12 protein-coding genes are annotated in these 16,073 nt (G+C 59.1%); 7 read left to right on the forward strand and 5 right to left on the reverse strand.

Annotated features, from left to right (window positions below; translation table 11 throughout):
* The 3 genes from PM2_RS30985 to PM2_RS29530 form a co-directional block, all read left to right on the forward strand.
* Positions 1-2,312, forward strand: a 2,312-nt coding sequence (locus PM2_RS30985) for a hypothetical protein (protein WP_042132125.1), incomplete at its 5' end; no start/stop codon positions are given.
* 60 nt (positions 2,313-2,372) lie between these two features.
* Entirely contained in the window at positions 2,373-5,474 is a 3,102-nt protein-coding gene (locus tag PM2_RS15840; RefSeq protein WP_051564702.1) for an RHS repeat domain-containing protein, read from the forward strand.
* A gap of 17 nt (positions 5,475-5,491) precedes the next feature.
* Complete coding sequence (locus PM2_RS29530; protein ID WP_051564701.1) at positions 5,492-6,295, forward strand: RHS repeat protein; 804 nt, start codon at positions 5,492-5,494, stop codon at positions 6,293-6,295.
* 162 nt (positions 6,296-6,457) lie between these two features.
* On the opposite strand, the gene PM2_RS15845 is transcribed toward PM2_RS29530, so the two are convergent.
* The 3 genes from PM2_RS15845 to PM2_RS15855 form a co-directional block, all read right to left on the reverse strand.
* Entirely contained in the window at positions 6,458-7,006 is a 549-nt protein-coding gene (locus tag PM2_RS15845) for a fimbrial protein (RefSeq protein ID WP_016715117.1), read from the reverse strand.
* A gap of 132 nt (positions 7,007-7,138) precedes the next feature.
* Entirely contained in the window at positions 7,139-7,864 is a 726-nt protein-coding gene (locus tag PM2_RS15850) for a fimbrial biogenesis chaperone (RefSeq protein WP_016715118.1), read from the reverse strand.
* A gap of 65 nt (positions 7,865-7,929) precedes the next feature.
* Entirely contained in the window at positions 7,930-8,484 is a 555-nt protein-coding gene (locus PM2_RS15855; protein WP_016715119.1) for a fimbrial protein, read from the reverse strand.
* 367 nt (positions 8,485-8,851) lie between these two features.
* Here PM2_RS15855 and PM2_RS15860 point away from each other — a divergent pair, with 367 nt between their 5' ends.
* Complete coding sequence (locus PM2_RS15860; protein ID WP_016715120.1) at positions 8,852-10,357, forward strand: hypothetical protein; 1,506 nt, start codon at positions 8,852-8,854, stop codon at positions 10,355-10,357.
* An 8-nt stretch (positions 10,358-10,365) separates the two neighbouring features.
* Here PM2_RS15860 and PM2_RS15865 read toward each other — a convergent pair whose 3' ends face one another.
* Both PM2_RS15865 and PM2_RS15870 read right to left on the reverse strand, forming a co-directional pair.
* A complete protein-coding gene (locus PM2_RS15865) occupies positions 10,366-10,776 on the reverse strand; it encodes a PA2817 family protein (protein ID WP_016715121.1) in 411 nt (136 codons plus the stop codon).
* A 161-nt stretch (positions 10,777-10,937) separates the two neighbouring features.
* Entirely contained in the window at positions 10,938-13,385 is a 2,448-nt protein-coding gene (locus tag PM2_RS15870; RefSeq protein WP_016715122.1) for an acyl-CoA dehydrogenase, read from the reverse strand.
* Positions 13,386-13,606: 221 nt separating this feature from the next.
* Here PM2_RS15870 and PM2_RS15875 point away from each other — a divergent pair, with 221 nt between their 5' ends.
* The 3 genes from PM2_RS15875 (at position 13,607) to PM2_RS15885 (ending at position 16,073) form a co-directional block, all read left to right on the forward strand.
* Positions 13,607-14,230 carry a glutathione S-transferase gene (locus PM2_RS15875; protein ID WP_016715123.1) on the forward strand — a complete coding sequence of 208 codons (624 nt, stop codon included), beginning with the start codon at positions 13,607-13,609 and terminating at the stop codon, positions 14,228-14,230.
* A 134-nt stretch (positions 14,231-14,364) separates the two neighbouring features.
* A complete protein-coding gene (locus PM2_RS15880; RefSeq protein WP_016715124.1) occupies positions 14,365-15,297 on the forward strand; it encodes an ABC transporter ATP-binding protein in 933 nt (310 codons plus the stop codon).
* Complete coding sequence (locus PM2_RS15885; RefSeq protein WP_016715125.1) at positions 15,294-16,073, forward strand: ABC transporter permease; 780 nt, start codon at positions 15,294-15,296, stop codon at positions 16,071-16,073. Before PM2_RS15880 ends, PM2_RS15885 begins: the two co-directional genes overlap by 4 nt.

Genomic DNA, 16,073 nt, shown 5'->3' on the forward strand with positions numbered 1-16,073 from the left:
TGATCGGCCGTGAGCTACAGGAGGCTTTTGGCTATATTCCAGCCTACCGGCGTAGCTATGCCATGGTGCGTTTTGACTTGCGTGACTTCGCACCGCTGAGCCCGGAACGCATGATGCTGCGAACGCAGGCCGCGCCATGGGGCGCAGACGCTGGTAAAAACCGTGAGGGCGATGGGGCCCTTCTGGTATTCATGAAACTGGGTGTCGACGTACGCGCAGGCGGGCAACCCGATCCTGAATTCGAATTCCCCTACCTCATCCCTGAAGAAGCCGTCGGCTTGCCGGCTACGCTCATTCTCGACCCAACGATCGAAGCGCTTGGTGCAGGTGGGCCGCTCGACGTACTGCGCACGATCAAGGTGGGCATTGATCATGTTTTCTCAGGCAAGGACATCCACCACCCGCTTGATTGGGTTATTTTCGGGGATTGGCAACCAGGTGAAAACAGCCTTGCGGTCCATCCCGGGGTTGCGCGTATTCGGGCAGGGCAACCGCAGGCCTTCCAGCTGCAAGGTGCGCCCGGGGAGGTAGGCTGGCAGGCAAGCAACTTGTTCCGGCCAGCGGTGTCCGGAACATTCCAGGGCAGCACCTACACGGCCCGGGGCGCTGCCGACTTTGTTCAGGATCAGCAATTGGTGGTGGTCACCGCTCGCTGTCAGCACGAGGGCGTGGAGGTCACGCGACACGCATTGGTGCAGGAGGGGCAAGCGGTAAGCATCGCCCCACGTATGGCAAGCTGGGTTGGCGGTCAGAAGGCTATCGAGTTGCGTGCCGACAGCCTCGACGGCGGAGAGTTGCGGTGGGAGCTGCTAGGAATCGCTTCGGGCGTGCTGACTGACCTGGGGGGCGGGAAAGCGACATTCCAACCTGACAAGCCTGACGATGTCGCGTCGCTCATCCGTGTCCAGCATATTCAGGTAACTGACAAGTCAACTGGCGAGAGAGCCATATGCTCTGTGGTCATCATGGACTGGCCGGCTGACCTGGTAATCGAGCCTGGCCATGTCGGACAACTGCAGTCCGGCGTGCCGATCAACTTCAGTGTCAGTAACTCCAATCGTCCGATCAAATGGTCAATGCTCGGTGAGGGGAACATCGATCAGGATACAGGTACCTATATTCCGAACGAGGAATCGACAGTGCCCGTCTGCGTGATCATTGCCGATGACGATGACGAACGCGCCGGCTATGCCATGGTGGAGTTCGTCCCGACCCACGGTGCCGCAGTGCCGCACAAGCAAGGCTGGACCGATTTGGCCACGTTCGAGCTGGTAGTAATCGGCCATGACACCTGTTATGCCAATGGCTGGCAGCAGATTGAAGTTGAAGTGAGGGTGGAGGCACAAACTGTCGGTGGGCAAGACGCAATCGTTTCGGACGCTGAACTGGCCACGTTGCAACTGATGGTGATGGGTTCGGACAATACGCTCCCGTTTCTGCAGGCGCACGAAGGGGGGATCGGCAAAGAGTCAGGAATGGAATGGGCTGTCAGCCGCTCAAGGAACGATGTCGATCCCCCGTCGACAAGTGACACTGCGGTGGCGGCATCGGTGCCGGTGTTGGGCGATAATGAAAGACGCGTTCGCTTCTTTATCCACTCTCGACAAGCAACCACGTTGGAAATCTATGCTGGCATTCAGAATGCCGACAGCCATGCGTGGACGTATTCAAAAGAGAAGAAAGAAGGCAAGGTAAACGTGAAGGCCAGGCCGGCGCTGAACTTTGCCAGGGAACAGTACGGGTTTGAGCGTGTACGACTTGTGGGTGAAAGTGACGCGTCACCTATCGCCGGTGATGACTTTATCTATGTCGATAATACGATGGACTACTGGCGCCTGAAACATGTTGTGGCGGGTGGGGTTGCGCGCAAGTTTATCAGTGCCTACATACCGCCAGGTGCAAACAAGAGCCTGCTGCGCTGGGCGTCGGAGCAGGCGGACGATCACTATTGCAGTTATACCGGCCTGCAATTCATTCCGTTTAAGGCGCCGGAGTCCGAACATCAGAGGCTGTTGATGGATGGGCTGCTTTATCGAATGGCCAAGCAGCGCAGTCACGTGCTCCCTGAACTCAATAAGGCGCTAGGCGCCAGGGCTGGCGAACTAATGATCAGCTTGCGTCGTACTGACGCCATGAAGCACTGGGATGATATCGCGACCGGTGAGCCTTACTACAGCCACCTCAAAGAGCCCATCACGATCGAGCTGATTGATCAGCAGGGTCATCAGCATACGTTGCATTTCGATTTTGGCGTGCCCGAGGGCGAAGATAAAGAAGCGCAAACACGTGATTGCCTGATCCTTACGCTCTGATGATGTCGGCCCTCCCTTGCGGAGGGCACTTAATAAATTTATTCAAGTCTGGAGGCCACTATGGCTAGCCGTAATATACTGCACTCCAATGCATTCAATTTTCAGAGTTTTATCCAGCGTAGTGTAGATCCCCGCACCGGGCAATATACGCTGGGCATCGCGTTGCCGGCCTTGATCGGCAATGATCTGGCCGGCCCACAACTACCGTTGCGCCTGCGCTTCAGTCCCATGAATGATGAAGACTCCGGCTTCGGCAAAGGCTGGAACTTGTCCCTTACCCAGTATGTGCCCGGTACCCACATGCTGACATTGCACACCGGGGAAGTGTTCAAAGTGACCGGTAGCGGTGCGCAGCCGGACATTCGGGAAAAAAAACTCGACACCTTCCACTTCCATGATGACAACCAGCACCCCACAGCCCCCCAGGACCGTTACCGTGTTGTGCATAAGTCTGGCTTGGTAGAAGTGCTGACCAAACAAGCCGGTACTTCTCCGGTTTACCTGGTGACCGAGGTTTATTCGCGCTCTCGCCATAAAGTTTCGCTTGACTATGGCCCAAGCACAGGCTACCTGGAACGCATCAGCTACCGTGACAGAGATAACGTGCTTTGCAAGCTGCTGGCACTGACCTATGCAACGGGTGGGGTGACCATTGACGTGCACCCCGATGCTGACCCAGGCAAGCCAGCGCATGCTCGTTATACGCTGGAAATGTCCAACCGCGAACTGCACAAGGTCACCCTGCCGACCGCGGACCTTGCCAACTGGCGCATTGCCTACGCCACGATAAAGGGCCTGACCTGCGTGACGAAACTGCATTCGCCATCCGGGGCGGTGGAAACCATCGCTTATGAAGACGATGGCCATGTATTACCTGTCAACGGCGAGCGTGTGGCCATACCGCGGGTCACTACCCATACGCTGGATCCAGGTGCCGGGCAAAAGCCTACCAAGACGACCTATACCTACCTTTATGTGGACCCAGAGACCCAGCAGTCCTTTGACCACAATTTTGTCGGTTACAACAGTGGCATCACTTGGAGCAATGACGGCGAAGACAACCTGTTCAGGGCTCAATCCAGCTACAAGTACGGTTCGACCGCGCACATCTGGAGCCTTGACCAAGACGGTAAAGAGGTTGAGTTGCGCACTGTAGAGCAGGTGTACAACCGATTTCACTTGATGGAGGCTGAAATCACCCGGCAGGCCGGGCACGTTCAGAGCGTGTTCACCGAGTACCATGGCGACGTAACCAAACCGTGGGGTGACCAACTGGGTAATTTCCAGTTGCCCAAGGTTTCTACCCGGAAATGGGAACTGCTTGATAAGCCGGGAAAATCCCGTAGCGAAGAGACCACAACCGTTTACAATCCCCTGGGTAACCTCATCGAAGAAATCCAGCCAAACGGGCAGCGTGTCGTCAATGAATACTACGCAGCCGAAGGTGAGGATGGCTGCCCGCCCGACCCGGAGCTGTTCGAGCGCTCGCTCAAGCACAGTACCGTGATTCCAGCTCCGCAGGGTGATGCTCCAGCCCCTGTGTTACGGACTGGCTACCGCTATCGGGCGCTCGCCACAGTGGGCGGCGAGGCTGAGACCTGGTTGGTGCAAGAGCAGATTTCACTGTGCGAGGTGATCGACGATGTAGAGCAGCCGCCTCTGCAGGTCACCCGCATCGAGCCCGTGGATGACGTGGCTGACTTGCTGCGCCATGGCCGCCCGTTGAAGCAAACCCTGGACATGAAGGGTTGCGTGACCACGCAAAGCTTCAGTTACGAGAAAGAGAAGGTCGACGTAAGAGAGGTGGTCGATAAAAAAGGGGGGGGCGGCGAGAAAGAGGTTGTCGTCAGGAAGGTGAAGGTCGACGAGCAGGAGCAAACTGTTCAGGAACCTGCGTTGGTGACTGAGCAAACGATCACCGGCTATGACCATGGCAACAGCGATGCTGACACCGGTTTGCCTCGGAATACGGTCAAGGTCATTACGAGCAAGCATTCGATCTTGACCGGCGAGCCTTTGCTCAACCGTGACGACAAAGATATCGAGATCGCCTATACCTATGACGCGCTGAACCGTACGACCAGTGAGACGGTATCGCCCAACCAGCCTGATTACACGGCCTCACGCTTCTACGAGTACTACCTGGTAGGCAGTGAGGGCCAGCAGGCGTCGCAGACCTCCACCGATGTCAAGGGCGTCAGTACCACTGCTTGGGTCGATGGCCTGAGTCGTGTGGTGAGCGAGCTGCGCCATGATGCCGATGCCGGCGATAGCGGCAACCGCAGGTCACTCCGGCTGCGCTATGAGGCGAGCTACGATGAGCTTGGCCAGTTGTTGGAACAAACCGATTATGACTGGCTGGCTGACCAGCAAATGCCGCTGAAAACCCGGTATCGCTACGACAATTGGGGCCAACGCTGCTGTGAAATCGGCCCGGACGGCGTGCGGCATTATGAGCAGACCGACCCGATTGGCACGTCTGAGTCGGGCAACTTGCCCATTCAGACGAGCTGGAGCGCGTCTGCGAATGGCAAGCTCACTCAAGGCAAGACAGTGACTTACCTGAATTTGTTCGAGCAACCGGACGTTGTGCAGCGTTTTGACCGCACTGATAAGGTGCTGAGTAAGCATCAGTACTTTTACGATGGCCTTGGGCGCACTGTTCGGGAGGTCGATGCGCGTAACGCCGAGACCAAAAACGTCTACGATGTGTTCGACCGCCTGGTCGATCAGACACTGGCTGATAGAAAAAGCGTTGTGCATCGTGACTACGCGCCACACAGCAGCGCCGATCTGCCGGTGAAGATAGCCGTGAATGGCGCGGTTCTGGGTGAGCAGACGTTCGATGGGCTGGACCGCATGACCGCGTCCATCACAGGCGGTCGCAAACGTGTGATGTTCTACGAGGCCGGTCAGACCAAACCGTGGAAGGTGCGTACGCCAGCTAACAGGGAAATTGAGTACGACTACACGCTGCAGCTGACCGATCAACCTGAGGTTCGCCGCGTGCTGCCCGCGCAGGGCAGACCCAGAAGGCTGCGGTCGAAGAGTACAAGTACGACCGCAAGAACGCGCGCCTTACCTACTGTGGTGAGCCGGGCCAGGAGGTGGCCCGTGATTACTTCAGCACTGGCGAACTCAAGCTGGAGACCCGAACGGTAGGCAGCGAATCCTGGAGCATGACCTACGGTGCCAGCTTACAGGGCCGTGCACTGACGTATGAAGACGTGCTCGGGCAGACGCAACATTATAAGTACGATAAGGCGGGGCGCCTGGAGAAAACCTGGTTGGGCGGGTTAAGGACCACGTTCGATTATGACGATCTTGGAAATCTCAAGTCCTACAAGACCTGCGATGGCATCGAGGGAGAGGATGAGGATGAGGCGGCGTGCGAGCGCTGGCTGCTTACCGAGCTTGAGTATGATGACCTCGGCAGGGAGGAACTGCGCCGCTTCACCTTCCCGGGCAGTGTTCAGGAACTCACTCAGAAATACAGTGCGCTGGACCAGCTCACGCTGCGCACTCTGACCGAGAACGGTGAGCTGTTGCGTGAGGAAACGTACAGCTACGACCTGCGCGGTCGGCTTGAAGGCTACACCTGCAAAGGGCCTCAAGCACCGCAGGATCCCTGCGGCAAAACCATTCGCGAGCAGCAGTTCCTGTTTGACAGCATCGACAATATTACCTGGGTGTACACGGCGTTCGACGGTGCTGGGGGCAAGCAGGACAGTAACGAGGCCACCTATCTGTTCGAAAACGAAGCTGACCCTGCGCAGTTGACCGGTATAGAAAACACGCATGCAGACTATCTGCCATCGGTAACGCTGACATATGACCCGGACGGCAACATGACTACCGACGAGCAGGGCAGGACGTACGACTACGACCCATTGGGGCGACTGCAAAGCGTCAAACTGCTGGACGGTACGGTCGCAGGATACGGCTACGACTCATTGGACCGTCTGGCCAGCCAGGACAGTTGAAACGCTTGTGGGTGTGAAGAGGGCGCTTGCGGCCTCCTTCAAAACTGCTGATCAGGGCCGCCCAGCGGCCCTTTTTGTTTTCCGCGCTAAATTTGCGCTAACGAAAAAATGCTCCGAATCTTGCGAAACGGAGCATTTCCAGAAAAGCCAATGCAGCAGCGTCTATGGAATATCCACATTGAAGCCGATATCGGCATTGGCGAAGCCAGCGGTAACACTGGCAGACGTGGCCTTGTACGCGGCAGAGAAGAGCATATCGGTGGGCTTGGTGTCATGCAGCGGGTAAGGCCGGGACGGCACGGTGGGGCTTAATGGTGCGCCGAGGTCATCCTTGATTATCAATGCCAGGCCCGTGCTGCCACCGGGCGCCAGGGCGAACAGCGTACCGGCGGCACCTGCGCCGCCGTATTTGCCGGTGAAGGTTACGGTGGCGCTGGCGCCGGGTATGAGTATGCAGCCGGCACCTGGGGTGAGGCGCAAACCGAAAGCCCGATTGGCCGCCTCGTCATCGGCTTGCTTGAACTGGGCAGCATCGACGTTGCCCATGAAGATTCGACTGACGGCCTGACCCGTTGACGGGTCGATGATCTCGACCGCGCAGGTGCCAGAATCGACGTTGCCAAAGAAGTGAACCGAGCCGGTGGCGACCGTCGCGGCAAATGTGGTGGCGCTGGTCATGCCCAGTCCCAGTGCAAGAAGAATGTTTCTCATAAGTGCTCCATGATCGTTCAGTCATGCAGTACGGCGATGTGACTCATGCCGAATGCTTGCGGCAACAACACGAATCGGGCCCTATGCGGCCCGATCAGGTGTTGACTGTACAACCAGCATGGCTGGCATCATTCAGGGGCGAAGTGACAGTGGCGTTTGCACCACGGGGGTAGCCACGCCGTAATCATTGATGGTGGTATAGGTCAGCTGCAGCCCGCTGGCCGACCTGAGCTGTTTCAGATCGTAGGCCTGCTGTGCGAACGGCGTTGCCATGGCCTTGGCCTGGATGGCTTCGGTCTTGCCGGCTACAGTGACTTCCAGGCGGCCAAATGTGTAGTGAAACGGTGTCGGGTTATCCACCACCAATTGCACCCGCCCTGCGCTTTGGCGCACAGACCACTGCAGCTCGCCAGCACGCTCGGCGGGCCGCCCCTTGATTTCGCTGGGGCGGTAGAAGAGCTTGAGTCGGGTGCGCAGCGCAATGTTGAGCACGTTCGCTTGCTCGGGGTTCGCCTCCGGTATTTCCTGCACATTCAGGTAAAACAACGTTTCCCGGTCTTTGGGCAGCGTGTTTGGCAAGCGGCTGATCTGCACCATCTGTTCCTTACGCGGGTCCAGCCGGAACAGCCCGGGGGAGGTGGCCAGCGGCACCGGTGTATCGGTATCGTCCTTACTGGTGTTTATCCAGGTTTGCACGGCGTAGGGGCGCGGGCTGGGGTTGGCGATAACCACGGATGTGCTGCGCTTGTCGCTGTCGAAAACAATGCGCGTGGTACTGACGGTCAACGCTGCCTGTGCGGGTAACAAGGTAGCTGCCAGGCAGGCACCCAAGGCAAGGCGACGCAGGTGATTTTTCATCTGGCATTACCCTTGGAGAGGGGACAGGCTCATCGGGCGCAGGGTGTGCGCCCGAGGGGCGCCGTTCAAGGAATATCGACGACGAACTGCACGCTGGTGTTGGCTGGGCCAGCGGTCACTCCCGCGGCTGTCGACTTATAGGCAGCGCTGAAGAGCATGGTGGTTGGCTTGGTGGGGTCCAGTGGATAGTCCTTGGAAGTCGAGCCATTGGCGATCGGAGTGCCCGTGTCGTCCTTGAGGACCAGGGCCAGGTTCTGCGCGCCGCCAGCTTCGAGGGCATACAGCGCACCACTAGTGCCTGCACCGCCAAAGGCGCCGGTGAAGGTCAGGTTGGCTACGTCGTTAGGGCTGACAGTGCAGCCGCCGCCTGGCGTGATGCGCATGCCGAAGGAGCGGGCAGCAGCTTCAGAGCCTGCAGCCGTAAACTGCGAAGCGTCGACATTACCCATGAGGATACGGTTGCCGCTCTCCGGGTTGCCGGTGATCGGGTCAATGATCTCGATCGGGCAGGTACTTGAATCAATTCTGCCGTAGAAGTGGATTGCTCCAGTGCCGACTGTAGCGGCGAACGTGGTGGAACTGGTGATGCCCAAGGCAAGGGCAAGTAAGGCTTTTTTCATATGAACTCCGGGTTGTTGTCAGGCTGCGGCTATACGTTTGCCAAATCATTCAGGGGTTTGGTTGGCGTGTGCATGCTAAAGCCGTGCCCTGGTAAAATATGTAGGAAAAGTCTGAGCATTTATCGTGATCAGCTTTCAAGACTGCAGGCCTCGCCAATAACAAACATCCCGGGATTAACGTGTTTGCGGTACTGCATTCACCCGCTGCTCGATTCAACAGGGCGTATTGATCTGGCCAGCTTTGAATGCACAGTAAGGAGCATGGCAGGCAGTAAAGGGGGTGTCTACTGGCAAAAATGTCAGTTGAACGCTCTGTGCATTTGACGCTTTATGTACAGCGTAACCAATCCTACATGCGGATTACGAAATGAGCATTGAGAATACCGAAAGTACTGCGAATCACGAAACCGCCGTGGTCGTCACGCTCTGGAGCAGGGTGGGGGATCTTAACAGTCTGTGGCATACTATCCCTCCCTCTGTTCAGTCAATGTACCTTGTCGAGCAATTGACCGACGGTGTATGGGAAACCAAATTGACCCGATTTGATAAGATCGAGTTGATTCGTACGGGTGTTCGTAGGAGCGAGGCTTACATATATCGACGCGATGAGACTCTGGTACGTGTGCTGACGAGCGCAGGCATTGAGGCGAAACAGATCGTGACGGTTAATGGTGTACAGCCGCTCACGGGTAAACTCAGGGTCTCCGTGGAACATGAAAAAAGTTGGCTTCGTTACAATGCGGCGACCGGCGGTGATCTCACACTCGAGTGGGCCGGGTCGGCCTCTTATGCCTTTTATGATCCTGGTTATACCGTAACCCCTCCGGGCTACGAAGCGTACTTCGAACAAGTCAAAAAACTCGCCATCGGTTTTTTTCCGCCCGTGAACAATGAGCTTCTTCAGCAACTGTATATCTACGTAACAGTATCTGAATCAACGGAATGGCCAGTGCACTTTTCGGTCAGCCGGCAACCTCTTGTCTATGCGGCTATTGTGCCCGCTTCGTACGAGGCCAGCGGCAATGAGGCGCAATCTAAGAGCTACGTGACCGCGCTGTTTCCTTCTTCCTATTTCCCGGAAGCGGCTGCTGGCCGCGAACCCGCGGAAGCGCAGTGGCTACAGCAACTGGTCGCGCCTCGCGGGCTGACCAGAGTGGTCGGTGGCGAAAGAGATGCAGGAGGTTGGATTACTCATTATGGAACCGGCACCCTTGCCGTTGAAGACGATCCCGCGCCGAGCGTGATTGCCAATGTCGATTCCCTCTCTCCTCTGGCACGGATTGTTTCGGCGGGCGCTACCAAGGAGCGGTTGGAGTTTGTCGGCACGCCTCTGAGCGGAGCCACCTGGACTTTGGCTGGCGAAGCCCGCGGGCGTCTCGAGAAAGAAGGCAACGATTACTTCTATGTGCCCCCCTTGGTGCTTGCACCGGCAGCGTCATTCAACACCTCCAGCGACATGGTGATTGCTGCCGCTTATCGAACCAGTATCGATGGGCTTCCGCTGGCCGTCGATGCAGTGCAGGCCGCTAACGCCTCACAGCGCGCCGCGGCAACGTTTGTGACCACGTTCGTGAAGCCCACCCACTTCATAAGGTTTTCCAGTGCTTCAGGTAATCTGCAACTGAACCTGTGCTGGATGACCAGAACCGGCGAGAAGCAGGTGCCGGCCAACATGGTCAAGTGGCATGTATTGGCGGGCAACGGTGCGGTATCCGCACAGGGCGTGTTCAGCCCAGCATCGCGTAGTCCGAGTGCCGTCACAATACTGATGGCGGAGGATTTGCAGGATATAACTGAGTGGCGCTTCGGCGTGATCATCGTCCCGCTACCGTTGTTCACGGTCCCTGACCTGCTGCGCTTGCAACAGGTCTGAACTGGGGCTCAGTGCTGGCGATCACCCTGATTAGCGCTGAGCAGCTGTTTTTCCTGGTTCCAGTCGAACGGCTCGTCATCCTGCTCGGCGGCAAACCGGCGCTCTTCGAGTTCCTGATAGAGGTCGAGTTCGTCATCGGGCATGAAGTGCAGACAATCGCCACCGAAGAACCACAGCAGGTCACGTGGCACCAGGTGGACGATCTGTGGATAACGTTGAATCACCTGGCAGAGCAGGTCCTGACCGAGGTACTGACTTTCCAATGGCGCTTGTGGCAACAGCGTGAGCAGTTCGTCAAAGCGTTCGAGAAACAGCGCGTGGTTTTCTTCCGGTACTTGCTCTGCTTCACCTAGGGCCACCAGGATGGTACGCAGGTGGTGCAGCAGGTGCAGGTGGTATTCCAGGTGGGCGTTGGCCATGGAAGGGTCCTCGGGGTAGCTGAAAACGGCCGCGGAGTATACGCCTGATTCGTCGCTGAGGGCAGCAAGGGGCGCCTGTCGGGTGACAGGCTGCGCCCTGGCGGCGGATCGATTGTCCAAAGGTGGCGGCCCTTGGTCAGTCCGCCACCGGGGAGCGGTTTTCAGCGAACCTTGCCTTCCTCAATGAGCAGAGCCTCCTTATCGAAGGCATCGACGTCAATTACCGCTCGCCGCGCTTTCTCGGCTGCGTGCAAGCGCTCACCTTGGCCAGCTTGCAGCACCCCGGCCGCTACGCCGGCGTCGATCTGCGACTGGCCAGGGGCTGGCTGCAGTTTGCCGTCCTTGATTGCCTGACGCAGCAGCGTGTGCAGTGGCGTCGTCTCGTCCAAGAGGTCGCTGGCGCGTTGCAGTGCCGCAACTGGATCACCGTCGGCCTGAGGCCGGTAGCAGCCCGCCAGTAATTCTTCGAGCGCCGGATCACCCTTGTGACGCCCAATCAACTCGGCCACCTCCGCGTCCAGTTCGTCGCTCGGCCCGGTATGTTGGCGCCCGAACGGGAACACCAACAGCCGTAGTGCGCAGCCGACGAAGCGGTTGGGGAAGTTGTCAAGCAGACGATCCAGAGCTTTTTCTGCCTGGCCCAGGCTTTCTTCCATGGCCCAGCGCAGCAGGGGTTGCATGTATTCGGGTGAACCAAGGTCGTGGTAACGCTTGAGCCCGGCGCTGGACAGGTACAGGTAGCTCAGGACATCACCCAGCCGGGCGCTCAGCCGTTCGCGCCGCTTGAGCGCGCCGCCCAGCAGCAGCATCGACAGGTCGGCGAGCAGGGCAAAGGCTGCGGCCTGGCGGTTCAAGGCGCGGAAGTAGCCCTGGCTCAAGGCATCGCCCGGCGCCCGCTCGAAATGACCCAGGCCAATGCCCAGGACAAAGGTGCTGGCCGCGTTGCTGACGGCGAACGAGATGTGCTTGAGCAGCAGATCATCGAACGTCCTCAGCCCCTGCTCACGGTCTTCGTGCCCAGCCGCGGCCATTTCCTTGAGGACGAACGGATGGCAGCGGATGGCGCCCTGGCCAAAGATCATCAGATTGCGCGAGAGAATGTTCGCGCCTTCGACGGTGATGAAGATCGGTGCACCCTGCCAGTTGCGGCCCAGATAGTTGTTCGGGCCCATGATGATGCCCTTGCCGCCGTGCACGTCCATGGCGTGCTGGATACATTCACGGCCGCGCTCGGTCAGGTGGTACTTGAGGATTGCCGACAGCACCGAAGGCTTTTCGCCCAGGTCCACGGCCTTGGCAGTCAGCAGGCGGGCACTGTCCATCAGCCAGGCGTTGCCGCCGATGCGTGCCAGCGATTCCTGGATGCCCTCGAAGGCCGCCAGCGGCACGTTGAACTGCTCGCGTATGTTCGCGTACTGGCCGGTCACCAGGCTGGTGTACTTGGCCGCGCCGGTGCCAACCGCAGGCAGGGAAATTGAGCGGCCCACCGACAGGCAGTTCATCAGCATCATCCAGCCTTTGCCGAGCATGGCCTGGCCGCCGATGAGGAAGTCCAGCGGTACGAACACGTCCTTGCCGCTGTTGGGGCCGTTCATGAAGGCGGCGCCCAACGGCAGGTGGCGTTTGCCGATCTCGACACCGGGCGTATCGGTGGGGATCAATGCCAGGCTGATGCCCAGCTCTTCCTCGTCACCCAACAGGTGGTCCGGGTCATGGGCCTTGAAGGCCAGGCCCAGCAAGGTCGCGACCGGGCCCAGGGTGATGTAGCGCTTTTCCCAGTTCAGGCGCAGGCCCAGCACTTCTTCGCCATTCCACTGGCCCTTGCAGATGATGCCGGTGTCGGGCATGGCGCCGGCGTCGGAGCCGGCCAGCGGGCCGGTCAGGGCGAAGCAGGGGATCTCGTCGCCGCGGGCCAGGCGTGGCAGGTAGTGGTTGCGTTGTTCATCGGTGCCGTAATGCAGCAGCAGTTCAGCCGGGCCCAAAGAGTTAGGCACCATTACGGTGGAAGCCAGGTCACCGCTGCGTGTGGCCAGTTTCATCGCCACCTGCGAGTGCGCGTAGGCAGAGAAGCCTTTGCCGCCGTATTCCTTGGGGATGATCAGCGCGAAGAAGCCATGCTGCTTGATGTGATCCCAGGCTTCGGGCGGCAGGTCCAGGTCTTGGCCGATCTGCCAGTCGCTGACCATCGCACACAGGTCTTCAGTGGGGCCGTCGATGAACGCTTGTTCTTCTTCGGTCAGCTTCGGTGCCGGGTAGGCCAGCAAGGTGCGCCAGTCGGGGCGGCCGCTGAACAGTTCGCCGTCCCACCACACCGTGCCGGCATCGATTGCTTCGCGCTCGGTTTGTGACATGGGCGGCAGGGTGCGTTGGAACCAGTTGAACACCGGGCCGGTGAACACCTTGCGGCGCCACTCCGGGAGCGCAACCAGGGCGACCTTCAAGGCCAGTACGATCCAGATCACAGCCAAAAGCCAGCCGGGCGCACTGCTGAAAATGCCCATCAGCAGCACATAGGCAGCCATGATGCCGAGAATCTGCAAGGGCGCCAGGCGCCGATGCGTGAGGTACGCCGCGCCAATCACCAGCACTACCAACCACAACAGCAACATAATCGGTCCTCCTTGGAACCAGGGGCTTAGCCGTCCCAGACAGCTTAGACGCAATGCTGTGAGCGGCATGTTCAGAACAGTGACAGGGTGTGGCAGCGGGAGTTTCAGTTCATTGTTCGCCTGTACCGGCCCTTTCGCGGGCATGCCCGCTAAAGGGCCGGTACAGGCGGCGAAGGTCTGGAGTAGACTGCACCACCACCGCATTTCATAAGGACGTTGCCATGCTGAAGATCTGGGGCCGCAAGAATTCGAGCAATGTGCGCAAGGCGCTGTGGATCGCCCACGAGCTGGGTCTGGACTTCGAATCCATCGACGCCGGCGGCGCCTTCGGCGTGGTCAACGAGCCGCACTACCGCGCCCGCAACCCCAACGGCCTGGTCCCCATGCTCGAAGACGGCGACCTGACCCTGTGGGAGTCCAACGCCATCGTCCGCTACCTGTGCGCCGAGTACGGCGCCGAGCAAGGCTGGTACCTGGAAGACCCGCGTCAGCGCGCCCTGGCCGACAAGTGGATGGACTGGACCACCTCATCCTTCGCCACACCGTTCCGCCCGTTGTTCTGGGGCCTGCTGCGCACCCCGGAAGACCAGCGCGACTGGGTGGCGATCAACGCCGCGCACAAGCAGTGCGCCCAGTTGCTGGCCATTGCCGATGAAACCCTGGCCAAACAGCCGTACCTGTCCGGTGACCAGATCGGCATGGGCGACATCCCACTGGGTAGTTTCATCTATGCCTGGTTCGAAATGCCCATAGAGCGCCCGGCCATGTACCACCTGGAAGCCTGGTATGAACGCCTGAAACAACGCCCGGCCTACCAGGCTGCGGTGATGACCGCGCTCACCTGACCCTGCTTCGATAGTCATTATCAATAGATGTGACTGTACTTGTGCGGCCTGGCCTTGCACCATTGGCCGCACTCACTGCGCCAGTGACTTTACCTGGCGTGTCCTGCACCTTTTTCCTCGGTAAGTGACCCGCTATGAGTTCCGCCCTGTCCATCCGACAGCTCACCAAGACCTACGGCAACGGCTTCCAGGCCCTCAAAGGCATCGACCTCGATGTTGCCGAAGGCGACTTCTTCGCCCTGCTCGGCCCTAACGGCGCCGGCAAATCCACCACCATCGGCATCCTGTCCACTTTGGTGAACAAAACCAGCGGCACGGTCAATGTGTTCGGCCATGACCTGGACCGCGAGCCCTCGGCGCTCAAGCGTTGCCTGGGCGTGGTGCCGCAGGAATTCAACTTCAACCAGTTCGAGAAAACCTTCGACATCGTCGTGACCCAGGCCGGCTACTACGGCATCCCGCCCAAGGTGGCCAAGGAACGCGCCGAGCAGTACCTGACCCAGCTGGGCCTGTGGGACAAGCGTGATGTGCAGTCGCGTTCGCTGTCGGGCGGCATGAAGCGCCGCTTGATGATTGCCCGCGCGCTGATCCACGAGCCGCGCCTGCTGATCCTCGACGAGCCGACTGCAGGTGTGGACATCGAACTGCGCCGCTCGATGTGGAGCTTCCTCACCGAGCTGAACCAGAAAGGCATCACCATCATCCTCACCACTCACTACCTGGAAGAGGCTGAGCAGCTGTGCCGTAACATCGGCATCATCGACCACGGCACCATCGTCGAGAACACCAGCATGCGCCAGTTGCTGGGCAAGCTGCATGTCGAAACCTTCGTGCTCGACCTCAAGCAGGACCTGGCCAGCGCGCCGGTGCTGCAAGGCTACCCGTGCCGGCTGCTGACCCCGCACACCCTTGAGGTGCAGGTGGAAAAGGACATTGGCATCACCGCACTGTTCGGCCAGCTGGCGCTGCAGAACATTGAGGTGCAAAGCCTGCGCAACAAAACCAACCGGCTTGAGGAGCTGTTCGTGTCCCTGGTGGAAAAAAACCTGTCGAAGGTGGCCGTATGAGTGTGGAACTGCGCACCAACTGGGTCGCCCTGAACACCATCGTCTACCGTGAAGTGCGGCGGTTCTTGCGCATCTGGCCGCAAACCTTGCTGCCGCCAGCCATCACCATGGTGCTGTACTTCGTCATCTTCGGTAACTTGATCGGCCGGCAGATCGGCGACATGGGCGGCTTTACCTACATGCAGTACATCGTGCCGGGGCTGATCATGATGTCGGTGATCACCAACTCCTACGGCAACGTGGTGTCGAGCTTCTTCGGCAGCAAGTTCCAGCGCTCGATCGAAGAACTGATGGTGTCGCCGGTATCGCCGCACACCATTCTCGTGGGTTATGTGCTGGGTGGCGTGCTGCGCGGGCTGGCGGTGGGGGTGATCGTGACCATCCTGTCGATGTTCTTCACCGACCTGCAGGTGCATCACCTGGGCGTGACCGTGGCTGTGGTGGTGCTGACGGCCACCATCTTCTCGCTGCTGGGCTTCGTCAATGCGGTGTTTGCGCGCAACTTCGACGATATTTCGATCATCCCCACCTTCGTGCTGACGCCGCTGACCTACCTGGGCGGGGTGTTCTACTCGATCAACCTGCTGCCGCCGTTCTGGCAGACCGTGTCGCTGGCCAACCCGGTGCTGCACATGGTCAACTCGTTCCGCTACGGCATTCTAGGGGTGTCGGATATCAGCATTGGTACGGCGATCACCTTCATGCTGGTCGCCACCGCAGTGCTCTATGGGGTGTGCGTTCGCTTGCTGGTCAGCGGCCGCGGCATGCGGGCCTGA

It is taken from the genome of Pseudomonas monteilii NBRC 103158 = DSM 14164 (assembly GCF_000730605.1).
Classification (GTDB): Bacteria; Pseudomonadota; Gammaproteobacteria; order Pseudomonadales; family Pseudomonadaceae; genus Aquipseudomonas; species Aquipseudomonas monteilii.